This is a genomic window from Rhodothermales bacterium (genome assembly GCA_039944855.1).
Lineage (GTDB): Bacteria > Bacteroidota > Rhodothermia > Rhodothermales > JANQRZ01 > JBBSMX01.
Genome location: JBDUXZ010000002.1, coordinates 61788 through 81944, shown reverse-complemented (window position 1 = coordinate 81944; position 20157 = coordinate 61788). Strand labels below are relative to the sequence as shown.

Here is a 20157-nt window from a genome sequence, read left to right as displayed (position 1 = left end):
GGCGGCCGGCCGGTCGCCCCTACGCATTTCCCCAGTCCATGTCCGACCCCATCCGCGTCCCCGTCCAGGTCCTCCCCCACGGCGAAGGGCTCGACCTCCCCGCGCAGGCCACCGTAGGCTCCGCCGGGCTCGACCTCCGCGCCGCCGTCACCGAGCCCGTCGCGCTCGCCCCCGGCACGCACGCCCTCCTCCCGACCGGGCTCAAGCTCGCGCTCCCGCTCGGCACCGAAGGGCAGGTCCGTCCCCGAAGCGGCCTCGCCGCGAAGCACGGCGTCACCGTCCTCAACAGCCCCGGCACGATCGACGCCGACTACCGGGGCGAGGTGAAGGTCATCCTCATCAACCACGGGCTCGAGACGTTCACCGTCGAGCGCGGCGAGCGCATCGCCCAGCTCGTCGTAGCCCGCGTCGAACGTGTGGAACTCGTGCCCGAAGCCGAGCTAGAGGAGACGGCGCGTGGAACGGGTGGCTTCGGCCACACCGGCCGGGGCTAGCCCCGGCTGCGCCTACGGGGTCAGGCGCGACGCACGAGATTGAGCAGGACGTACTGATGCTTCGCGTGGAGCGATTTCCGGCTAGCCAAGGCCTGCTCCACCCGGTCGGCGGCACGGAGGAAGACGTTGTTCGGGAAGGGGCGCAGCACGAACGATGTCACCACGGCAACCGGGGCGCTGAGGAGGCCGCAGTACGAGCTCTCGACGTTCCACCGGTCCGAGGCCTCGATTTGCTGGAGGTCCGACGTGCTGAGCGGGAGCTCGTCCTCGGTGCGTGCCTTCGGCGTGAGGGCGCGGAAGAGTTTGAGGAGGGGGTTGTCGAGGAGTGGCTCGCGAAAGAGCGCCCGTCCGCCCGGCTTCAGGACGCGGTGGACCTCGCCGAGCGCTGCGTCGAGGTCGAGGTGGTGAAGGATGCCGTCGCCGACGACGAGGTCGAACGAGGCGTCGTCGTACGGGAGGTGGTGCGCGTCGCCGGCGATGAACGTGAAGCGGGCGTCGGGGAAGCCGGCGGCGCGGGCTTCGTCCTCGGCCTGTCCGATGTAGACAGGGGAAATGTCGATGCCGTCGACGGTGGCGCCTCGTTCGAGCAGCGTCAGGCTCCGCTCGCCACGCCCGCAGCCGAGGTCGAGAACGCGCTTCCCGTCGAGGTTGGAGAGATGGCCTTCGAGGGTGTCGAGGAGTCGGCGGAGGGCGGGGTAGCGCCAGATGTGGCTGAACCGGTCCTTGAGTTGGGCACTCCGGCCCAGCACGTCGTCCTCGGTGTGCGCGGCGCGTTCGCGCTCGACACGGTCTTGGAGAGAGTTGGGGGCAGTCATAGCGACGGGGTTACTAGCTAGGTAAACGAGCGAAGGAGGGAGGGCGGCTGGAGTTAAGAATAAGCGCGTGAGAGCCGAGCGGTTGCTACCTCGCAATGCTATGGAACGACGTGATTGACCGTGACGCCTTCCGCAAAGCCCACAGGGCGGCGCGCGCAAGCAGGCTAAAGCCCCGCCGGTCAGCCACCTCCGCTCCGGCCTCGACAGCTTGGTGGAGGCTGGTTCCAAATCGTTCCAGCGGCCACTCCGCGATGATCTCGCGGGATCGCTGGGCGAAGCCATCGCGATCGACCTCGTGCGCCACAGCGTAGAGGTGGCGAGCAAGCGTGGCGATATCGTCGGGCCGGAACGTGAACCCGTTCTCGCCGTCGTGGACGAGGTCCTCGGAGCACCCGGTTCCGGTGGAAACGATGACGGGGAGGCCGGCAGCCATGGCCTCGTTCACCACGAGACCCCACTGGTCGACCTCAGCAGTATGGACGAAAGCGGACGCGAGCCCGTAGTACGAGGGGAGGTGCTCGATCTGCATCCATCCGGCCAGCGTTATGCCCTCTATCTGCTCATCGGCAATGATTTGTTCGAGCTGAGGACGGAGCGGGCCATCTCCGATGAGCACAAGCCGCCAAGGTTCAGGGCTCTCGCGGCGGTAGCGGGCGTAGGCGTGCAGGAGCGCTGGAAGGTTCTTGCGCTCTATGAATCTGGCCGAGGCAAAGAAAAAGGGAGTCGGATCGCCGAGGCCTGGCAGATGGCGGACTCCCGAGGGATCGTTCTGAGCGATCAGCGCATGCTCCGCGAAGTACTCGTTATCGACGACGCTATAGCCAATGAAGATGCGAGAGGCAGGGATCCCCAGTTTGACTGCGTAGCGAGTTCCTGGGGAGCCGGAAGCTTGAGCAGCGTCGAACTCCGAAGCAATGACGTGTTTGAGTCTCTCGCGCCACCATATCCGTGGGGCATCGCTCTCTTTGCTCTCGGCCATGCATACAGCAACACGGCGATGGCGACGGCACCAAGCAAGGCATGCCCTGGCATCGGGCGTCGCATAGCTGTGGATGTGGACGGCGTCAGGGTTGAGCTTGTCGAGGGCCTCCGTGGTGACCGTATGGAGTTGCTCCGGCGTCAGGTTGTCGTAATTGCGACCGGGGAACAACGTCTCGCGGGGATACGGTGTCGGAGCCTGCTCCTCGCGCCAGTCGTAGATGGCGTCGTTGCTTGCGATCTCCAGCGCAACGACCTCGATACCGTGGCGGCCAAGCACCTCGTGAGCGGCACGCAACCTGTTGAGATGCAGCGGCCCAAGCCTAGGCCATTGAATGCAAACGCGACGAATCGGAGTGGGCAAAGCGGTCGTGAGGAAGTGATCTGATTATGGAGTGCGTTGCCGAGAAACAACGGTCTCATTACGCGAGGCGTGGCTTATGGTGTGCGAGGCAGCGACCTGGTCAAGGATTCGCTTCCATCGATCACTACGTCTGCGCGGTACGGCAGGGGCGTCGCTAGTGGAGAAGGCGCAGGTTGAGACGCTGCGGCGCGTTATGGTACGGTGGTTGTCTGGCGCACCGGTTCCGTTCGGAAACCAATAGCCCAGCAAGAAACCCTCAAGCTCGATCCCAGAATAGCGACAGGGTGCGCGAAGGGCAATACTAGGAGCGCACCCGACTGTCCAGGGTCCGGGTCTTCCATTCCTACCCATCGATAACGGTACGTGGTGATGAATGTAGTGTCTTCGGATTGAGGAACGGGTGGTCCCCTTCCTCTCCATAGGTCAGTTCGGAGGTCAAGGATCTCAGCGGTATGAAGACATTTCTGTGGCTGGCTCCTCTACTTTGGGATTGTCCGCTGTGTTCACGCATCGCATTCCACGAGCCTGAAAAGCGTCAGCAATTCCGATTCGATCGTTGATGGAGAGGGCGGGCGAGTTGAGAAGAGATAGCGGTCTGCGAGGATGCGGTACGTCTTATCAAGCGGTTCCTCGTCACTCGGAAGTACGTGATAGTGAAGATGGAGACCGTCACGCGGGGGGAGATAGACGGGGCATCCAGCTCGAGGAACTCGCTTCAGATGGCACGAGTCGGCAAGCGCAGGCTGAATGTGTCAGTGTTCGCCAGGCCGAGGCAGGGTTGCCGGAGCAGGAGGGGCCGCGTGGATGTTGCGACCGCTGCCCTCACGGCGACGGGACGCCGGAGCGGGAAGTCAGCAGGTCGAGGTGGGCGAGCATGGCCTCGGCGTATGCGTGGGGCGTGTGCATCTCGGCGAAGGCTCGGGCTCGGGCCGGATCGAATCCTACCGTTGGGTTTTCGAGAAAGCGAATGAGCCCATCAGCGATGGCTTGCGGATCGGAGGCGTCGACGGCTTGGCCGAGCGCGTGCTCGCGGACCTGCTCGCCCATCAGGCCATAGCTCTGGCTCAAGACAGGGCGCTGTGTCCCGGACGCTCGGATGAGGACGGAGCTTGTTCCGGAGTGCCCCTGGTAGGGAAGAAGGGCGAGGTCGGCAGCGCCCAAGAGCGCGTTGATCTCGGGCTCGTGGAGGTAGGCTTCGTGGAGGAGGAGTTGGACCGGATGCTCGCGCCGCACAGCATCCATAGCAGAGTGTAGCCGCCCTTCGAGCCCCGTTTCCACCGGTCCAGCGAAGAGGACGCAGAGGCGGGCGCAGACCGCGTCGGGCAGTCGGCGAAGCGCCTCCAGCATTTTGAAGACCCCTTTCCGCTCGGCGAGCACGCCGAAGAGCAGGACGAGTTGCCGGTCCGGCTCCACCCCATAGGCCATCCGTGTCTCGACCGGCTCGGCATTCCCAGACGGGAGGGGCACCGGGTCGGGAAGCGTTGCGGTCCGTGCACTGGGATCGAGCGCGCGGACGGCTGGAGCGACAGTCGGGTCCGCCGAGAAGACGACGCCCATGTGGGGGTTGCGGAGGGCGGCCCATAGCAGCCACCGCTTCCGTAGCCGAACGACGCGCTCGTGCATGGTCTCGTCGGGGAGCGCACGTTGGTGGGAGATGCGGAGGAAAAGGCCGGAGATCTCGACGGGGTACGAGAACCGGAGGCCGGTGGCGAGGGCAAACTGGCCGTGGTCCATGAACATGTGGACGACGTGTTCGGGCCGCAGCCGCTCGGTGTACTCCTTGAGCAGACGCCGCTCTCCGATCCCCTTCGCCAGAAGAGAGCGCCCCTTCAGCGCCGGAGCCTCGGGCATTTCCACAAACTCCGCTGCACCGTGCCCATCGTCGAACGCGAGGTCCCGCAGCGTAGGGTGCTCGTCAAAAAGCCGCGGCGAGACGACCGCCGCGATGCGGCCCGGAAGGGTGAGGTTGCGCCATGCCTGGAGGACGTGGGCGATGTACCCAGCGTGGTGCCCCCCGCTGTTCGGCTCGAACAGCATGAGGCGGTGACGATACGGATCGGACATCAACTTGGCGAAATCGGAGGTTTCAAGAGTCTCGTCTACGTTGAGGCTATTTGATGGCCTCAACGTAAAGACTCTCGGAAGCGCGCTCGGGCTTGTCAATCTTGAGTTCATCCAGCACGGACTCTCCGAAGGTCCCGCGGTTCACCTGCGAAAACCCGGCGTCCTTCAGTAACAGCGCCAGGGTTTCGTAATCGTACAGGAACTTGTGTTCAAAGCCTTGTCGGAATAGGACGTTGATGAGCTCCATCTTCGTACGGTAGTGACCACCGTGATGGGGATCGTAGCGGTTCTCGCCGAGTTGTCGGACCTCGGCGAGCCGCTCCCAGCCACTCTCGCAATAGGCCCGGAGGTATGCCTCGGCGTCCGGCACGATGATTCGGACGACGCCTCCCGGTTGTAGTACTCGATAACATTCGGCGAGGAAGTGCGGGGCCTCCTCGGTGTAGTCGATGTGCTCGAAGACGTGCTCGCAAAACAGGGCGCGGACAGCGTGGTCCGGGAAGGGCAAATGCTTGCGGCAGTCGTACACGCAGTCAATACCCTCCGCCTTAAAAATGTCTACGTTCACCCAGCCAGGTTTGCCGTACGGTCCCGGCCCAATGTTGACGAGCAGGTCACGCATCCCCTGAAACTGTCGAGGCACCCGTCGAGTGAGCATGCGCAGGACGGATAACCGCAATTCGAACACGAGGGGCGTGAGGGTGTGCAGCGGAATCGGGGAAAGCTTGTAGATCCACCTGCGGAGCCCCGTGCTTTCTGCACGGCGCTTGTCGTAAGCAGGGAATATGTCCAGCGGGGGGGCGACTTTAGGCATGTCGTGCAGCGAATCCCGTATTGGGTGGGGCGGAGGATGGAGTGATACCAACAGAATCTACGGGCTCACTGTGCTCTGTCAAGTTGACTCTGTTGGAGCCGTCCTTCGAAGAACGGCGAGCGTGCTCGGGCGGATGACACGGAAAATCACGAGCCCCCCTCCGTAGAGTAGCACGCACACTGGAACGATGACGAGGAGGGGCCATTCCCAAGCACGGCCGAGCCATACCGGAACCCCGACGCATACTGCGGTAGCGAGCGCGGTGCGTGCTAACTCGGGAAGGAAGAGGGTCCCGAAGGCACGGTAGTATGTCACGGCAAGCCCCACGGTGACACCGCCGCCACATATGACCGTCGCCACAGCCGCGCCGTTCAGGCCAAAAGCCGGGATCAGTATGGCGTTCAGCGCGATGTTGAGTAAGGCTCCAGCCGTGGCGATCCACAGGAAGGCCCGCTCGCGATCCCAAGCAATGAGCGAGTCGCCGAATGCCTTGCCGATGTAAACGAGGCCGACATTGATCATGAGGAGCGTTAGCGATACCGTAGCAGGCGCGAAGTCATCACCCGCAAAGAGGACGACGATCTCGGGAGCCATAGCAGCTCCGCCTACAGCGATCGGGAGACCGAGGGCGAACAAAGCGGTCGCGAAGGTGCGAGCCCTGTGGAGCATCGCCATCGGATTGCCATAGGCTTCAGAGAGAGCGGGGAGGAAGGCTTGGTTGATGACGTCGCTCGCAATGAGGGCAGCCGTCAGAATCCGGAAAGAGACCGCATACCATCCGACTTCGGTATCTGAGCGGAGCAAGCCCAGCATGAGCTGATCTACCGTCGTGTATACGTAGATCATGAGCAGGGAGGCGGCAATTGGGAAAGCCGGGCGGGCCAGGCGTTTCCAAGCTGTCCACTCTACGCGTAGCCTAAGGGGGCCGAACTCACGCCAATACGTCACGGCCATCCAGCCGTTACTGAGTAGGAGGGCTGATGTAGTGATGACGGCTGCTAAGACCACATCGTCGGGTGATCGAACGATGAGGATAGCCCCGACGAATGTCAGGAGTGCGCTCGTCACATTTCGAAGGGCGATGATGCCCATCCTCTGGACTCCCTGATACACCCAGTCAAACGCAAATGCGTGGCCAACGAGCGCCAGACCCTCTACGGCGATAACATACTTGAACAACGGAGGCTTGTCGAGGAGGAGTACGATGAGGGCGAAGCCGCTCAGGGCAACCGCTAAAAGCACCAAGCGCAGCGTCAGTATCTCCTCGGCCAGACGTCGAACGCGACTGGTGTCTCGGGCTACCTCACGAGTCCCAAGGACCCCCAGGCCAAGGTCGACGATAAGTGAAAAGTAAAGGAGTAGGGCGAGACCCCAGCTCAAAATCCCGAACCGGTCTGGCCCGAGCGCCCGTGTAAGATGTGCGAAGGTTCCGAGGCTGAGCAGCGCAGTTACCCCGCGTGCTAGGGTCAGCGCCCCCATGTTTTTGGCAATCTGCCTACCTGCACTCATTAGGATACCAAAGTCAAGGGAATACGCCGCCGGATGTGACGGCTGGGGCAGCTAGTGTCCCGCCGCGTTGCTCGAGAGCCGTAGCCTATGCACCCCTTCTCTGTCGTGCCGGGCATCGCTCCCCTGTGGGGCAAGAACGTGGACCCCGATGGTCTGCCCTTGAAGGTCGCCGGCGGTATGGGGTACGTCCTCTCGCCCCATCAGGGCGAAGGACAAGGAGAGCTTTCGAGCAACCTGCCCTCACACTACGTCCTGTAAGACAGCGATGCTGGGACGCTACAGCCCCCGAACCGGGGTGGGAGCCGACGCGGGGTGGGAGCCGACGCGGGCCGCATCGCGGGCAATGATGGCCGTCACGCCACACGCGAGCGAGCGAGCGTTCTTCAGGGTCTGGTGCCCCGCGCTCACAGCGCCGAGCCAGCCGTGTGAGCTTGGACGGCCGCCGCTCGGCTTTGTCCCACGAGAGAGAGATTTCGCTGCCGGAGCCCACTCGCCATCCCGGTCAGGAGCGCGAAGGGGAAGAGCTGGTTCATATAGATGAAGAAGATGGACGCGTTGGCCGCGAGCGCGAGCGCCGCGAGCGACACGATTGAGAGCAGCGCATAGGTGCGGTAGCGCTCGGAGAGCAAACGGGTTCGGTAGACCACGACGGCATCCCAAATCCCACTGACCCATAGAAAGAGGAGCACGAGAAGGCCGAAGATGCCGAGCTTGAACCACGCGCCGAGGTACCCATTATGCGTAAACGTCCGGTCCACGGTCCCCACATCCATGATGTCGTAGAACTGGTAGGTGGTGCCGAAGCCGTAGCCCAGAACAGGGTTCCGCACGATGTAGTCCCATAGCGCGTTCCACTCGATGAATCGGGCGATCAGCGACAAGTCCTGCGACGAAGCGTCCTGTAGAGTGGCGAGTCGCCTCAGCGTTCCGCTAAACACGAGGTCGGCGAGCTGACCGAAGAACGTCACCGTGATGAGGACGAGCACGGCGGAGCCTACGGTCGTAAGGAAGATCAAGCGGAACCGCTGGCGACCCCCGAGGAAGAGAAGCGAGAGGACGGTCCCGAAGGCGAAGGCCATCCAGAACGTCCGGCCCTTCGTCAGTATGAGGGAAGCCAGCATGAACAGGAGCAGCACGAGCAACCCTAGCCGATGACGCCACCGTTCGGCGTCGAGCAGGAGGAACAACACCCCGGATGAGCTGATCATGATCAGAGCTTCCGTAGCGGCGAATCGGGCGTCGGCCACCTGCCATGCCAGCGTAGCCGAAGAGATGATCGACCGGAAGACGATGAAGTTCTGGATGCCGAGGAAAATCCCAAGGCCGATCAGCACATACACGATGACATCGGGACCGCGCGGTGCACAGCGGCAGGCTTCCTTGACAGGAAAGTAGAGGGCGAGGACGAGGAACGCCGTGAGGTCGGAGCGCAAGTCGCTGAGCGAGGCGCCGAATACGAGGGCCATCGCTACGCCCAGGAAGGCCCCTCCAACGATGAAGAGGAGGGCGGCCCGATCCGTTGCGCTGAAAAGGATCTTGTCGCCACGGAGGAGTCGGCGCGCGTACCAGAAAAACACGTACGCGTAGAGGTACAGGCCGTAGACGACCTCCGATATCTGGAGGCCCTCGTCGGAGTTGACCGCAAAGACGAAGCCGGCGAGTACGACGCCTAAGTTCGCTAAGGGGTAGCGGGACAGCACCGCGATGCCGCAGAGACCGACGAGGGCGAGCGGCAGGAAGGGGAGAGCTTCGGGCGCGTACCAGGCTAGACTGAGCAAGGCGACGAGGATGCCCACGAGCGTCGCCGCGAGCGCACGCGTGCCCCAAACCACGACCGCCTCCAGAAACGCAAGCGGAGCGCCCTCGATTGCAGCGGAAGGTTCGTTGCCCAATGGCTCAGGCCACCCGGCGGCTGGCTGCGTGCAGGCGATGAGCGAGCTGTGCTCTGTTTTGCCACAGCCACGCGTGTGCGAATGCGAAGAGGCAGGCCAGCATGAAGGCGCTGAGCGTGACGACAACCACGATCATCCGCCGCGAAGGCTTGGCCGCTCGCATCGGCGGGACGGCCTCGTCCACCACCTGCACCGCCGAGGCTTCACTGCGCTCTTGGAAGAGGGACTGCTCGTAGAGCGGGTAGATGTTCTCGATGACCTCTGCCTGAATGAGCTGGTCTTGCATCAGCTCCGCATAGCGTCGGCTCATCGAGGGCAACTCTTGCATAGAAACGGGAAGCATCGCGTCTTGTCCGCCGAGGGCCGCGTTGACTTGGCGGCGGGCGGCTTGCAACGCGGTGCGAGCCGCCTGCACCTGCGGGTTGTCCGGTCCATACTGCTGGGCCAGCGTCTGGTAGCGGACCTCTGCTTCGGCGACTTGGCCCTTCAGTGTCGCCATGGAGGTTATGAACGCTTGAGCTTGGGATTCGAGCTCGACGAAGCCATTTGCCTCTTGGAACTGCTGGAGTTCGCCCCGCACGGAGTCCAGGTCGGATTCCGCTTTGCGGAGTCGCTGCTCAATGAAAATGCGCGACTCGCGTGCGCTCTGCGAGGTGAGGCGCGCATTCGCCTCATTCAGCTGCGCTACGATGAAATTCGCCATCGCTGCAGCCTGCTCTGGATCCTTGTCGTAGGCGCGTACAGCGAGGTAGTCGAACTCGACGTCCACATCGAACTCTACATTGTCTGTCAGCTCTTCGACAGCCATATCGAGCGGGTTCTCGTCATCATCGGCTTCAATGTCATATACGCGCACGAGGTCGAACTCCTCCACCACGGACTCCAGCATAGACCGGCTCGTGAGGATGGCGAGATAGCGGACGTAGTCACCGCCGCCGGCTCCGAGCAGGCGGCTGAGGCCGCCGGAGGCGCGGTCCATCATGCCCATGATCGACATCCCGCCCTCTGAGCGTAGCACGCGCGCCTCGCCTGCATACCACTTCGGCATCAGCAGGGCAACGACGATGCTGACGATGGCGGCCAGGGCCGTAACGCCCGCGATGAACCGGCGACGCTGCCAGAGAATGGCGAGCCCGGTCCAGAGGGTTTGGGAAGCTTGCTCCCGGCGTGCCTCATCCTCGAGAGCGAGGCCATCGCCGTGCGTGGTCTCTTGGGTTTTGATTTCCATGCGCGAGCAGACTGGTGGAATAGGGCCGAACGCTAATTCGACGTCTCACTCTGGATGAGGAGGTACGTCGTGACGAGGCCGACGGCGGTGCCCACGATGGCGAGCCCCGTCTGGATGTATTGGAAGCGGCGGTTCGAGCGCTCTTGCAAGCGCTGGAAATCTAGCTGGCGCTCCTGGAGTGCCAGCGCCTGCAAGGATTCCGTGTCAGCCATCGGCTCGCGATCGACGAAGAGTGCGTCACCTGAGCGAATAGGAGCATTCGCAGGGGAGCGGAGCGCGCCGCTCCCGGCTTCGCGGAGGTAGACCTCGGCGGCAGCCGGACCTTGGCCTCCGGCTTGCTCGATGTAGTACGCCGCATCGGCGCTAGCGCGAAAAGGAACGTATCCAGGGTTCTGGACCTGGCCGATGACGAGCACGGCATCGGGGTCACGCGGTACGACGAACCGGTCCCCGTCGCGGAGTGGGACCTCGGGAATGGAGGCCACGTCGTCGCCGAGTTCGAGGGAGACCCGTTGGAACTGGAGGAGTTCACGGGTCAGGTATTGCCGGCTGACGAAGGAGAGGTCCGTGAGCCGGGCCTGCTTGAAGATCTCTTGCTGGATGAGGGCATCGCGCGCGGCAGGGTTCTCGACAGACTCGAGCGACTGCGTGCGATCCGCGGACTCGGCGGCCCCACGGCGTTCGAGGTACGCCGCCCGCAGCAGCCCCTCGGGGAGGACGCCTCCTGCGGCGACCACGAGGTCGCGGAGGGTTGTCTCGCCAGCGACGATAGGGTACGTCCCCGGGTAGACGACTAAACCGTCGACTTCGGCGACCCCGGTACGAGCCAAGGCATCGGGGATGAGGAGCCTGTCGCGAGGTTGGAGCGAAACGTCGGGTTCGGTCCCGGCGATGATGGCCTGCACATCGACCGAGCGCACGTCGAGTGCACCACCGACGTTCCGCATGAGGCGGATCGTGCTCGTTTCGTTGAGCAGTGACGGGCCTCCAGCGACGAGCAGGAGATCGGTGACGGTATCGCCGGGGCGGAAGTCGTAAGCGTCCACGTTAGTCCGGGTCGTCCCGTTCGTGGTCATCCGGTTGAGAATCTCCCGGTTCTTGTACTCGACGAAGACCGCGTCTCCATCGCTCGTGTAGGTCGGTACATAGAGGCGGTCGCCGTCGCGGAGGTACGGGTTGTACTGGGTATCTCCGGTCGCGTAATAGCGCATCAGGTCTACAGGGATCCGCTCGCCCGTCTGCCGCTCCACCATCACGTTGCGCAGGGCCGGGAGGCCGTCGTAGTTCCAGTATTCGCGCCGCTGCCTCTCCAGCGCTTGGAGCGGATTGTTGTCCTCCATCGCAGCGGCGAGAGCGTCTTCGACGCGGGCCACGGGCACGGCCACGTGACGGCCGGGACGGGCGACCTCTCCAGAGACGTGCACGTAGAACTGGCGGGGCTGTGCAAGGGCCACCTCGATTGGCACGTTGCGATAGGACCGCTGGAGCGCGGTGATGACGCGCGCGCGGGCTTCTGTCAAGCTGAGGCCAGCGACGGGAAAGCTCCCGAGTGAGGGGACCACCAGGACGCCGTCGGCCGTCACCGAAGGGGCAATCTGGAGCGGGATCGCCCCGCCCGTAGTAATGCTGAACACGTCGCCCGGTCCCACGATGTACGCGGCTGGGTCAAGGGCGCCTTCGAGAGGAACGCCCCCTGCGGCTAGGATCCGGTCATTGACCTGCTGGCGGGCCTGCTGCGCCATGAGAGCCTGCTGCTCGGCCAGCGAGAGGGCGGAGGGGCTTGTCTGCGCTTGAACGGGGAGGGGCCCCACGATGAGCAGGCAGAGCAGCAGACAACAAACCCCAGTTGTCGCTAGACGATTCGGAAAGAGCATTCGATGGCGGTTGGGTCCGAAATTGGCGCCGCAAACTAAGGGCATGGCTGACCCGGCGCAATACCGCCGCTGGGGCCCTTATCCTCTCGTCTCCGGTCTTCTCCTAAAACGAGCACCCTCCGATTCCATTGCCCCACCTCGCCCCTGCAAAAATCAATCTCGGTCTTCACGTCCTGCGCCGTCGCGCGGACGGGTACCACGCCATCGAAACGGTCCTGCTGCCCTTCGGTTGGCACGATACGCTGACGGTGGAGCCGGCCGAGGACTTCCGGTTCACCTGCTCCGACCCGGCGCTCCCGGCCGACGAGCGGAACCTCTGCGTGCGCGCCGCCCGAGCCCTGGCGGGGGAGGCAGGGATCGAGCCGAACGGCGCGCTCTACCTCGGGAAGCAGGTGCCGCACGGGGCCGGGCTGGGCGGTGGCTCCAGCGATGCCGCCCACACGCTCCGCCTCCTCGCCGAGTTCTGGGGCCTCGACCTCCCCGCGCCCGTCCTCCACCGCCTCGCAGCCGACCTCGGCTCTGATGTCCCGTTCTTCCTTCACGACGAGGCCATGCTCGCTACGGGCCGGGGGGAAGTGCTGGAGCCGTTGGCTGACGAGCCGTACCGACTGCCCTACGCCCTCACCGTCGTGATGCCATCCGTGCAGGTGGCGACGGCGGCGGCGTACAGCCTCGTCGAGCCGAAGGTGGAGGGTCGCCCCGACCTCCGTGACCTCGTGCGCTCCAACGACCTCGAACGGTGGCGGCGCGATCTCGTGAACGACTTCGAAGCGCCGATCCTCGCTCGATACCCGGAGATCCGCGCGGCGCGGCAGCGGCTGCTCGATGCGGGCGCGGGATACGCGGCGCTCTCCGGATCCGGCGCCGCCGTGTTTGGCGTCTTTGAGCAGACGGCCAATGCGCGAGACGCGGCGACCGAGGCAGAAGCGGCCGGGCACCGGGCGTGGACGAGTGCGCGGCGCTAGCCCTTCCCGTCTACCTCACGCTCGATTTCGAGCGCGGCGGCGATGAGGGCGTCCTCCATTGACGCGAGGCTCTCGTGCTGGGCGATGTACTGTCCGAGCGCGACCTTCAGCGTCGCGTCCCGCTGCACGACCGTTGTGCGCTTGCGCTCGGCCGGGTCCACGACGCGCTCGATCGCGGCGACGGTGTCGGCCTCGGCGAGTGCGTCGCGGATCGCGCGCCCGTCGACGAGCGGCACCTGCGCCTCTTCGATCCGGTAGCGGATGCGGACGACGGCGTCGCGCACGTCTTCGAGCTTGATCCGGCCGACGATCTTACCCGTCGGGTCGGCCGTATCACGGGCGTCGACTTCGATTGGGAGGAAGCGGCGCGCGGGCGTGGGGACGAACTCGTACGTCGTCTTTTTCTCGCCGCTGTCCGTCGTGATATCGACGAGGACGAAGCCTTTCTCGGCGTCGTGCTCCTTGAACGAGATGCGTTCGAGCGAGGACGGATAGACGACGGGCGGGCCTTCGCCGCGCTCGTAGGCGGCGAGGTTGCGGTCCTGATACTTGTGGATGTGCCCGAGCGCGACGTAGTCGATGCCGTTCGGCGTGAGCTGGCCGACGGTGAACTTCGGCTCGTGCGCGATGAGGCTCGTCCGCTCGCTCCCGCCGACCTCCGCGCCCTGCACGGTGAAGTGCCCGGCGAGCACGGCCGGGAGCGACGGGTCGAGCTCGGTGGCCGCCTGCTGCACGAAGCCGGTGTAGAGCTCCTCGATGAAGGTGCGGATCTCCTCGGGCTTCTTCTTCCGGTGCTCCTCCTTCGAGAGCAGCATCGAGCGGATCGGCCACGGCAGGGCGATGAGTTGGAGCGGCCCCGCTTTCGTGTCGATCCGGTCCACGGTCGGCGTCCGATAGACGCGGACGTTCCCCGATAAGTAGCCGAAGATGTCCACGGACGAGGCCTTCCCGAACGAGACGGGGTGGTCGTGGTTGCCGACGATCATCGCGATCGGGATGCCCGCGTCGGCGATGGGACGGAGGCACTCGGCGAAGAGCTTCTGCTGCGTCGGCGTGGGGTCGGCCGTGCGGTAGGCGTCCCCGCAGAAGAGGAAGAGGTCGACGTCCTCGGCGAGGGCGCGGTCCACGAGGAAGCGGAAGCTCCGGGCGAAGTCGTGGAGGCGCGAGTTCAGCCCGGTCTCGGGGTTGAGCCGGCCGTGCGTCTCGTAGCCGAGGTGGATGTCGGCGGTGTGGAGAATTTTCACGAGTGACGAAATACGAAGGACGAGTTACGAATGGGTTCCACAGGCGTCTGAGGCATAAAGCCCCAAGTTATGGAAGCTGAACGACACCTCAGGACTCGGACGAAGCGGCTGGCGCTCCGAGTGATCCATTTGGTCGGGGCCCTGCCGCGCAGCGAGGCGGCCCGCGTCATAGGCCGGCAGCTTTTGCGCTCGGGCACCTCGGTCGGAGCGAACTACCGGGCGGCCTCCCGTGGTCGCTCGACGGCTGACATGATTGCCAAGCTAAAGATCGTCGAAGAGGAAGCGGATGAAACGCTCTACTGGTTGGAACTGCTCGTCGAAGCGGAACTGGTAGAGGTGACGAGGCTGAACGACCTCATGAGCGAGACCGACGAGATCCTGGCAATGACCGTCGCCTCCATTAAAACGCTACGTCGTCGCTCCTGACTCGTTGCTCGTCACTCGTACGTCGTCGCTCAGCTCACCAGCCGATGCGGCCTCGGTTCTCCTCGTCGCGGCGCGGGTTGTCGCGGTTCTCCCAGCGGTCGAAGAGGCGCTGGACGGGCGTGCGACCGTCCACGTCCTCGGGCGGCGGCGGGGCGGCGGGGGGGACGTACCCGCTCGGCGGCTCGAAGCGGTTCGTGGCAAGCTGCCGGGCGAGCGGGAGGTCTTCGGCTTTCGCGACGCGCGTGGCGAAGTCGCCGACGATGTGGAGCGCGTTGTGCGCGCCCTGCCCCCACCAACTCGTGCGGAAGGCGACGCGGCGGTCGTTCCAGCCGACCCACGCGCCGGCGACGAGGTCGGGGTGCATCAGCATGAACCAGCCGTCGGCGCTCTCCTGCGTCGTCCCGGTCTTGCCCGCGAAGTCGGCGTCGCGGAGGCCGAACTTCCAGCGGATGCGGTTGCCCGTGCCGCTGTCGATCACCTCGCGCATCATGTCGACGACGGTGTAGGCCGTCGACGCGCTGAGCGCCTCGCGGCCCTGCGGCTCGAAGTTGGCGATCACGTTCCCCTGGCGGTCCTCGATGCGCAGGATGAACTGCGGCTCGTGATGGACGCCGCCGTCGGCGAGCGTGGCGTAAGCCGAGACCATCTCGAGGAGCGTCACGTCGCTCACGCCGAGGCCGATCGACGGGACGGCGTCGATGTCACTCTCGACGCCGAGGCGGCGGGCGTAGGTCGCGACCGTCGCCGGGCCGACTTCCTTGGTGAGTCGCGCCGTCGGGATGTTTTTGCTCTGGCCGAGGGCCGTGCGGAGCGTGACGTAGCTCCCGCTCGTGCCGCCGGAGTTCGTCGGCCGCCAGTCCGGGAGGCCGGGTTGGCGCCACACGAACGACGAGTCCATGAGGCGGTAGTACGGCGAGTACCCGTTGTCGATGGCGGCGATGTAGACGAAGGGCTTGAACGTGGAGCCGGGCTGGCGCCGCGCCGTCTTCACGTGGTCGAACTTGTCGGCGACGAAGTCGCGCCCGCCGACCCACGCGCGGACGTAGCCGGTGTTGGGGTCCATCGCGAGGAAGCCGGCTTCGAGGTGGGTCTTGTCCGTCTTGAGCGAGTCCATGAAGGCCTCGTCCCCGCGCAGTTGGGCCACGGCCTCTTCACGGCTCGCGCCCTCGTCCCGGAGGCGGCGCCAGCGGTCGGTGTCGCGGATGAAGGCATCGACGAGGCGGGTCTGGCTGTTCCAGAAGTAGCCCCACGGCTCGTAGTCGTTCGCGGCGGCGTAGCGGACGTAGTCGTCCTCTCGCTGCGAGCGGTACGAGTTGCGCGCGCTCCACTCCACGTCGACGACGGCCTGGAGCTTGTCGGTCTGCGCGTCGACGGCGGCCTGCGCCATCTGCTGGATCCGGCTGTCGATCGTCGTGTGGACGACGAGGCCGTCGGTGTAGATGTCGTACCCGTTCTCTTTGCCCCACTTCTTCAGCTCGGCGCGGAGGATCTCGGCGAAGTGCGGCGCGAGGTTGTCGGTGTGGGAGTACGGCCGGAACGTGAGCGCGATGGAGTCGGCCTTGAGTTCGTCGTAGCGGGTGCGGTCGAGTGAGCCGTTCTCGACCATCTCAGCGAGGACGAGGTTGCGCCGGCGCATCGCGGCCTCGGGGTTGCGGACGGGGTTGTAGCGCGTCGTCGCCGCGAGCATCGCGACGAGCACGGCGGACTCCTCGACGTCGAGTTCGGCGGCGGACTTGTCGAAGTAGGTCTGAGCCGCGGCCTCGACGCCGAACGCGTTGTTCCCCCACGCGACGGTGTTGAGGTACATCTCGACGATCTCGTCCTTCGTGTAGCGCCGTTCGAGCTGGATCGCGGTGAGGATCTCCTTCACCTTCCGCGTGACGGAGCGGTCGAAGCCTATCTGTTCGTAGAGGTTACGCGCGAGCTGCATCGTGATCGTGCTCGCGCCGCGGACGCCCTGGCCGGTGAGCGCGCCGTAGGCGACGGCGGCGAACCCGCGCATGTCCACGCCCCAGTGGTCGTAGAACCGCCGGTCCTCCATCGCCACGAGCGCCTCGGTCATCGTCGGCGAGATCTCGTTCGAGGCGACCCACGTTCGGTTTTGGCCGAGGTAGTACCGCGCGAGCTCGACGCCGTCGGCAGTGTAGGCCACGGTCGATTCGAGGTGCTCGGGGTTCTCGATCAACTCCGTCGGCGGGAGCGTGAAGGAGAGGATGACGAGCCAGAGGACGAAGAGCAGGGCGATGCCCCCGATGCCGAGGGTCACCCACTTGAGCGCGGTGAACGAACGGCGCTTGACCTCGGCGTCGGACGTGGCGGTGCGGCGCGCCTCGGGGTCGTCGAAGTAGCGCTGCAACTCGTCTTCGGAGTAGGGATCGCTGGGCATGCGTGGCGGGATCGGCGAGCGGTAAAACCGCCTGGATTCAAGGGGAGGGCCGGTGGGGAAACGGCCGGGCGCGCGGGGTTATTACGCATGCCCTGTGGGACAGGCTGCGGGAGTGAACTCCGGTAAACCTACGATGCGGCGGGTCTACGGGAGCGGGTTGGGCCGGGCTCCCGCTCGTTTTGTGCTTTACTCTTTATTCGTGGCGTGCGTATTCGGTCGCGTCGAGCGGTCGGGCTTCGCCGGCCGTCCAGCGGAGAAGGGCCGGGCCGGCGGCGTCGAGGCGGGCGAAGGTGCGGTCGGCGAACCAGTATCCGGGGTTGAGGTAGGTCCCGCCGGGCCCGTCGATCCGTTCGGCGCGGTGGCCGTGGCCGAACACGACGAGGTCGGTGGGGCCGGTGAGGCGGCGTCGGGCGGCGTCGCGGAGGGCGTCCACGGTGGGGGCGTCGGGCGCGCCGCTGCCCCGGCGGGCGATGTGCCGGGCGAGGCGGTAGCCCCAGTCGCCGGGGAAGAGGTTCCGGTAGAGCCGGTAGGGCACGGGGTGGCGCAGCAGCGGCTTCAGCCGGTTGTACGCCTGCTCCGTCGGGACGAGCCCGTCGCCGTGGGCAATATACGTTTCGCGCCCCGCCAGCCTCGCCGCCACGCCGTCGGGCACGACGCGCACGCCGAGTTCGCGCTCGAAGTAGTCGAGGTGCCACGGGTCGCGGTTGCCGACGACATACGTGACGGGGACGCCCGCGTCCGTCCATTCGGCGAGGAGGCCTTGGAGCCGGACGAACCCCTTCGGGACGAGGCGGCGGTACTCGATGAACTGGTCGAACACGTCGCCGACGAGGAAGAGGCCGCCGTCGCCCCCGGCAGGCCGCACGTCTGATTCGTGCGCGCGGAGGAGGGCGAGCGCGTCGCGTTCGGCGGCGCGGCTCTCGGCAGCGGTGCCGCGCCCGAGGTGGAGGTCGGAGAGGAAGAGGTACACAGTCGAAGGGGAAAAGGGAAAAGGGTGAAGGGTAAAGAGGGGAGATCGGATTAAGCCATTGAAGCGGCACAGCCGAGTCGGTACGGCACCGTCGAGTCGGTACGGGCGAGCGCACGGGGAGCGTAATGCGGTCCCGGCAGATGCGCTCATTTTACCCTTTTCCCCTCACCCTTTCCCCTTATCCGACCGTTCGCAACCTTCCCCGGCTCGGCTCGTTCGACGCAACCCCCGCATCGGGGGCCCCGTTCTACCCCTACTCCGTCACCCCTGTTTTAGTCAATGAACCAGACCGCGTACCAGCCGCCGACGTGGAGCGTAATGCCACCGGTGATCAAGAACCTCCTGATCATCAACGGGCTCGTGTACTTCGCCACCGTCGCGCCTCAGATGCAGGCTTTCCTCTTCCAGTGGTTCGCGCTGTGGCCGGCGGGGACGCCCGACGTCGCGCCGAGCCGGTTCGGGCAGGTGAACGCGGTTCCGCAGTTCTACCCGTGGCAGCTCGTCACGACGGCGTTCCTCCACGGCGGGCTCGGCCACATCTTCTTCAATATGTTCGGCCTCTGGATGTTCGGGATGCGGATCGAGAACACGTGGGGGAGCCAGCGCTTCCTGTTTTTCTACTTTTTCTGCGTGATCGGAGCTAGCCTGCTCCAGCTCCTCGTGACCTCGTCGCCGTTCCTCTTCGGCATCGGCGACCCGGTGATCGTGCCGACGGTCGGGGCCTCGGGCGGCGTGTTCGGCGTGCTCCTCGCCTTCGGGATGATGTACCCCGAGGAGCGCGTGATGCTGCTCATTCCCCCGATCCCGATCAAAGCGAAGTGGTTTGTGACGGGGCTGATGGTGCTCCAGCTCTACGCCGGCGTCACGGGCACGCAGGCGGGCGTGGCGAACTTCGCCCACCTCGGCGGCGCGCTCGCCGGCTTCCTCCTCATCCAGTACTGGCGCGGGAAGCTCCCGATTGGGCCGCAACCGCGCCGCGCTGGGTACTAAACTTTTCCGCTTGCTGCCTCGGCGCGTCGTTGCGCGCGTGGTATCATCCGGGGACGGGAGGGGCCCTGCGAGCCTTCCCCGCCGGACCGTCGGATTGATAGCGGGTCTCCCCGCGGCTTTATGACCGGAGAATCTCCCCTGGACCGATTTCAGCGGTGGTACCGCCTGCTGCCGCCGGCGCTGCGCCTCCTGCTCACCGTGAACACGGTGATCTACGTCGCGTGGTTCTTCGTCCGCCTCTCGGGGCCGGCGGCGACGTTCGTCGTGGAGTACCTCGCGCTGAACCCGGCGCTGCCGACGCCGCTGTTCCGGCCGTGGCAGCTCCTGACGTACAGCGTCGTCCATTTGCAAGTCGGGTTCTGGGGGCTGATCTCGTTCGGGTTCAACATGCTCTGGCTCTACTGGATGGGCCGGGACTTCGAGGAGACCTACGGCAGCCACCGGCTCTTCGGGCTTTACGTGCTCGCCGCGATCGGTGGCGCGCTCCTCGCCGTGCTCCTCGGCGCGGTGATCCCCGACGGCCGGCTGTTCCCGGTGGACGGGGCGATGGCGCCCGTCTTCGGCGTGCTCTTCTGCGTGGCGGCGCTCTACCCGAACCGCGGCATCGGGCTGTTCATCATCGGCGTCGTCCCGCTGAAGTGGCTGGCGGGTGGCTTCCTCCTGCTCTCGGTCCTGTTCACGCTCGGCCATCCCGCGCTGCTCCTGACGTACCTCGGCGGTGCGGGCATCGGCTTCCTCTTCGGCTGGGCGCAGCAGCGCGGCACCGACCTCGCGGCGTGGGCGCAGGCGTTTTTCCCACAACGCTCTGCCTACGGCGGTTACAGCGCCCCGGCGCGCGGCGAGGAGAAGGGCGGCGTGCTCGCCCGGCTCGACCGCTGGCTGGCCGGCCGGAAAGGCGACGAGGACGCGCCGCGCCGCGCCGCCTCGTCCGGGAAGTCGGACACGGGGCGCCGCATGAAACGGGTGCCCAAGAAAGACGTCGAGGTCGTAGGCCCAGCGGACATCGACCGCATCCTCGACAAGATCAACGAGCGGGGGTACGACGCGCTCACCGAAGAGGAAAAGCGCGCGCTCTACGAAGCGAGCCAGAACGATTGAACGGGCGCGGCGTGGCAGGGCGAGGCGATACGGCGGTATCCTCCAC

16 protein-coding genes are annotated in these 20157 nt (G+C 65.4%); 5 read left to right on the top strand and 11 right to left on the bottom strand.

Annotated features, from left to right (window positions below; genetic code table 11):
- Positions 1 to 38 precede the first annotated feature (38 nt).
- Complete coding sequence (gene dut / locus ABJF88_00715; protein MEP0545433.1) at positions 39 to 494, top strand: dUTP diphosphatase; 456 nt, start codon at positions 39 to 41, stop codon at positions 492 to 494.
- A gap of 20 nt (positions 495 to 514) precedes the next feature.
- On the opposite strand, the gene ABJF88_00710 is transcribed toward dut, so the two are convergent.
- The 8 genes from ABJF88_00710 to ABJF88_00675 form a co-directional block, all read right to left on the bottom strand.
- The gene (locus ABJF88_00710) at positions 515 to 1309 is read right to left on the bottom strand and encodes a class I SAM-dependent methyltransferase (GenBank protein ID MEP0545432.1); all 795 of its coding nucleotides are present in this window, start codon (positions 1307 to 1309) and stop codon (positions 515 to 517) included.
- Between the two features lie 85 nt (positions 1310 to 1394).
- Positions 1395 to 2585 (bottom strand): glycosyltransferase family 4 protein, encoded by a 1191-nt coding sequence (locus tag ABJF88_00705; GenBank protein ID MEP0545431.1) that lies wholly within the window; start codon positions 2583 to 2585, stop codon positions 1395 to 1397.
- Between the two features lie 888 nt (positions 2586 to 3473).
- A complete protein-coding gene (locus ABJF88_00700) occupies positions 3474 to 4715 on the bottom strand; it encodes a glycosyltransferase (protein MEP0545430.1) in 1242 nt (413 codons plus the stop codon).
- Positions 4716 to 4761: 46 nt separating this feature from the next.
- A complete protein-coding gene (locus tag ABJF88_00695; protein MEP0545429.1) occupies positions 4762 to 5529 on the bottom strand; it encodes a methyltransferase domain-containing protein in 768 nt (255 codons plus the stop codon).
- Positions 5530 to 5607: 78 nt separating this feature from the next.
- On the bottom strand, positions 5608 to 7008 hold the full coding sequence (locus tag ABJF88_00690; protein ID MEP0545428.1) for an oligosaccharide flippase family protein: 1401 nt from the start codon (positions 7006 to 7008) through the stop codon (positions 5608 to 5610).
- Positions 7009 to 7442: 434 nt separating this feature from the next.
- Complete coding sequence (locus ABJF88_00685) at positions 7443 to 8870, bottom strand: O-antigen ligase family protein (protein MEP0545427.1); 1428 nt, start codon at positions 8868 to 8870, stop codon at positions 7443 to 7445.
- A 64-nt stretch (positions 8871 to 8934) separates the two neighbouring features.
- The gene (locus tag ABJF88_00680; protein MEP0545426.1) at positions 8935 to 10158 is read right to left on the bottom strand and encodes a Wzz/FepE/Etk N-terminal domain-containing protein; all 1224 of its coding nucleotides are present in this window, start codon (positions 10156 to 10158) and stop codon (positions 8935 to 8937) included.
- A 32-nt stretch (positions 10159 to 10190) separates the two neighbouring features.
- Entirely contained in the window at positions 10191 to 12032 is a 1842-nt protein-coding gene (locus ABJF88_00675) for an SLBB domain-containing protein (protein MEP0545425.1), read from the bottom strand.
- A gap of 128 nt (positions 12033 to 12160) precedes the next feature.
- Between ABJF88_00675 and ABJF88_00670 the strand changes: the two genes are divergently transcribed.
- Positions 12161 to 12997 (top strand): 4-(cytidine 5'-diphospho)-2-C-methyl-D-erythritol kinase, encoded by an 837-nt coding sequence (locus ABJF88_00670; GenBank protein ID MEP0545424.1) that lies wholly within the window; start codon positions 12161 to 12163, stop codon positions 12995 to 12997.
- Here the strand turns inward: ABJF88_00670 and ABJF88_00665 are convergent.
- A complete protein-coding gene (locus ABJF88_00665; protein ID MEP0545423.1) occupies positions 12994 to 14241 on the bottom strand; it encodes an exonuclease SbcCD subunit D in 1248 nt (415 codons plus the stop codon). The two genes, ABJF88_00670 and ABJF88_00665, sit on opposite strands and share 4 nt — an antisense overlap.
- A 69-nt stretch (positions 14242 to 14310) precedes the next feature.
- Here ABJF88_00665 and ABJF88_00660 point away from each other — a divergent pair, with 69 nt between their 5' ends.
- On the top strand, positions 14311 to 14667 hold the full coding sequence (locus ABJF88_00660) for a four helix bundle protein (protein MEP0545422.1): 357 nt from the start codon (positions 14311 to 14313) through the stop codon (positions 14665 to 14667).
- Between the two features lie 34 nt (positions 14668 to 14701).
- Here ABJF88_00660 and ABJF88_00655 read toward each other — a convergent pair whose 3' ends face one another.
- Positions 14702 to 17053 carry a PBP1A family penicillin-binding protein gene (locus ABJF88_00655; protein MEP0545421.1) on the bottom strand — a complete coding sequence of 784 codons (2352 nt, stop codon included), beginning with the start codon at positions 17051 to 17053 and terminating at the stop codon, positions 14702 to 14704.
- Between the two features lie 193 nt (positions 17054 to 17246).
- Entirely contained in the window at positions 17247 to 18023 is a 777-nt protein-coding gene (locus ABJF88_00650; protein MEP0545420.1) for a UDP-2,3-diacylglucosamine diphosphatase, read from the bottom strand.
- Positions 18024 to 18302: 279 nt separating this feature from the next.
- On the opposite strand from ABJF88_00650, the gene ABJF88_00645 reads away from it, so the two are divergent.
- Both ABJF88_00645 and ABJF88_00640 read left to right on the top strand, forming a co-directional pair.
- A complete protein-coding gene (locus ABJF88_00645) occupies positions 18303 to 19013 on the top strand; it encodes a rhomboid family intramembrane serine protease (protein MEP0545419.1) in 711 nt (236 codons plus the stop codon).
- A 120-nt stretch (positions 19014 to 19133) separates the two neighbouring features.
- Positions 19134 to 20111, top strand: coding sequence for a rhomboid family intramembrane serine protease (locus ABJF88_00640; GenBank protein ID MEP0545418.1), 978 nt, complete (start codon positions 19134 to 19136; stop codon positions 20109 to 20111).
- The last annotated feature ends 46 nt before the right edge of the window (positions 20112 to 20157 follow it).

Bases quoted from the DNA above. Each gene is read 5' to 3' on its own strand.
- ABJF88_00660 (MEP0545422.1), top strand. From the start codon at position 14,311: ATGGAAGCTGAACGACACCTCAGGACTCGGACGAAGCGGCTGGCGCTC.
- ABJF88_00640 (MEP0545418.1), top strand. From the start codon at position 19,134: ATGACCGGAGAATCTCCCCTGGACCGATTTCAGCGGTGGTACCGCCTG.
- ABJF88_00655 (MEP0545421.1), bottom strand. From the start codon at position 17,053: ATGCCCAGCGATCCCTACTCCGAAGACGAGTTGCAGCGCTACTTCGAC.
- dut (MEP0545433.1), top strand. From the start codon at position 39: ATGTCCGACCCCATCCGCGTCCCCGTCCAGGTCCTCCCCCACGGCGAA.
- ABJF88_00645 (MEP0545419.1), top strand. From the start codon at position 18,303: ATGAACCAGACCGCGTACCAGCCGCCGACGTGGAGCGTAATGCCACCG.
- ABJF88_00695 (MEP0545429.1), bottom strand. From the start codon at position 5,529: ATGCCTAAAGTCGCCCCCCCGCTGGACATATTCCCTGCTTACGACAAG.
- ABJF88_00690 (MEP0545428.1), bottom strand. From the start codon at position 7,008: ATGGGGGCGCTGACCCTAGCACGCGGGGTAACTGCGCTGCTCAGCCTC.
- ABJF88_00680 (MEP0545426.1), bottom strand. From the start codon at position 10,158: ATGGAAATCAAAACCCAAGAGACCACGCACGGCGATGGCCTCGCTCTC.
- ABJF88_00710 (MEP0545432.1), bottom strand. From the start codon at position 1,309: ATGACTGCCCCCAACTCTCTCCAAGACCGTGTCGAGCGCGAACGCGCC.
- ABJF88_00675 (MEP0545425.1), bottom strand. From the start codon at position 12,032: ATGCTCTTTCCGAATCGTCTAGCGACAACTGGGGTTTGTTGTCTGCTG.
- ABJF88_00700 (MEP0545430.1), bottom strand. From the start codon at position 4,715: ATGTCCGATCCGTATCGTCACCGCCTCATGCTGTTCGAGCCGAACAGC.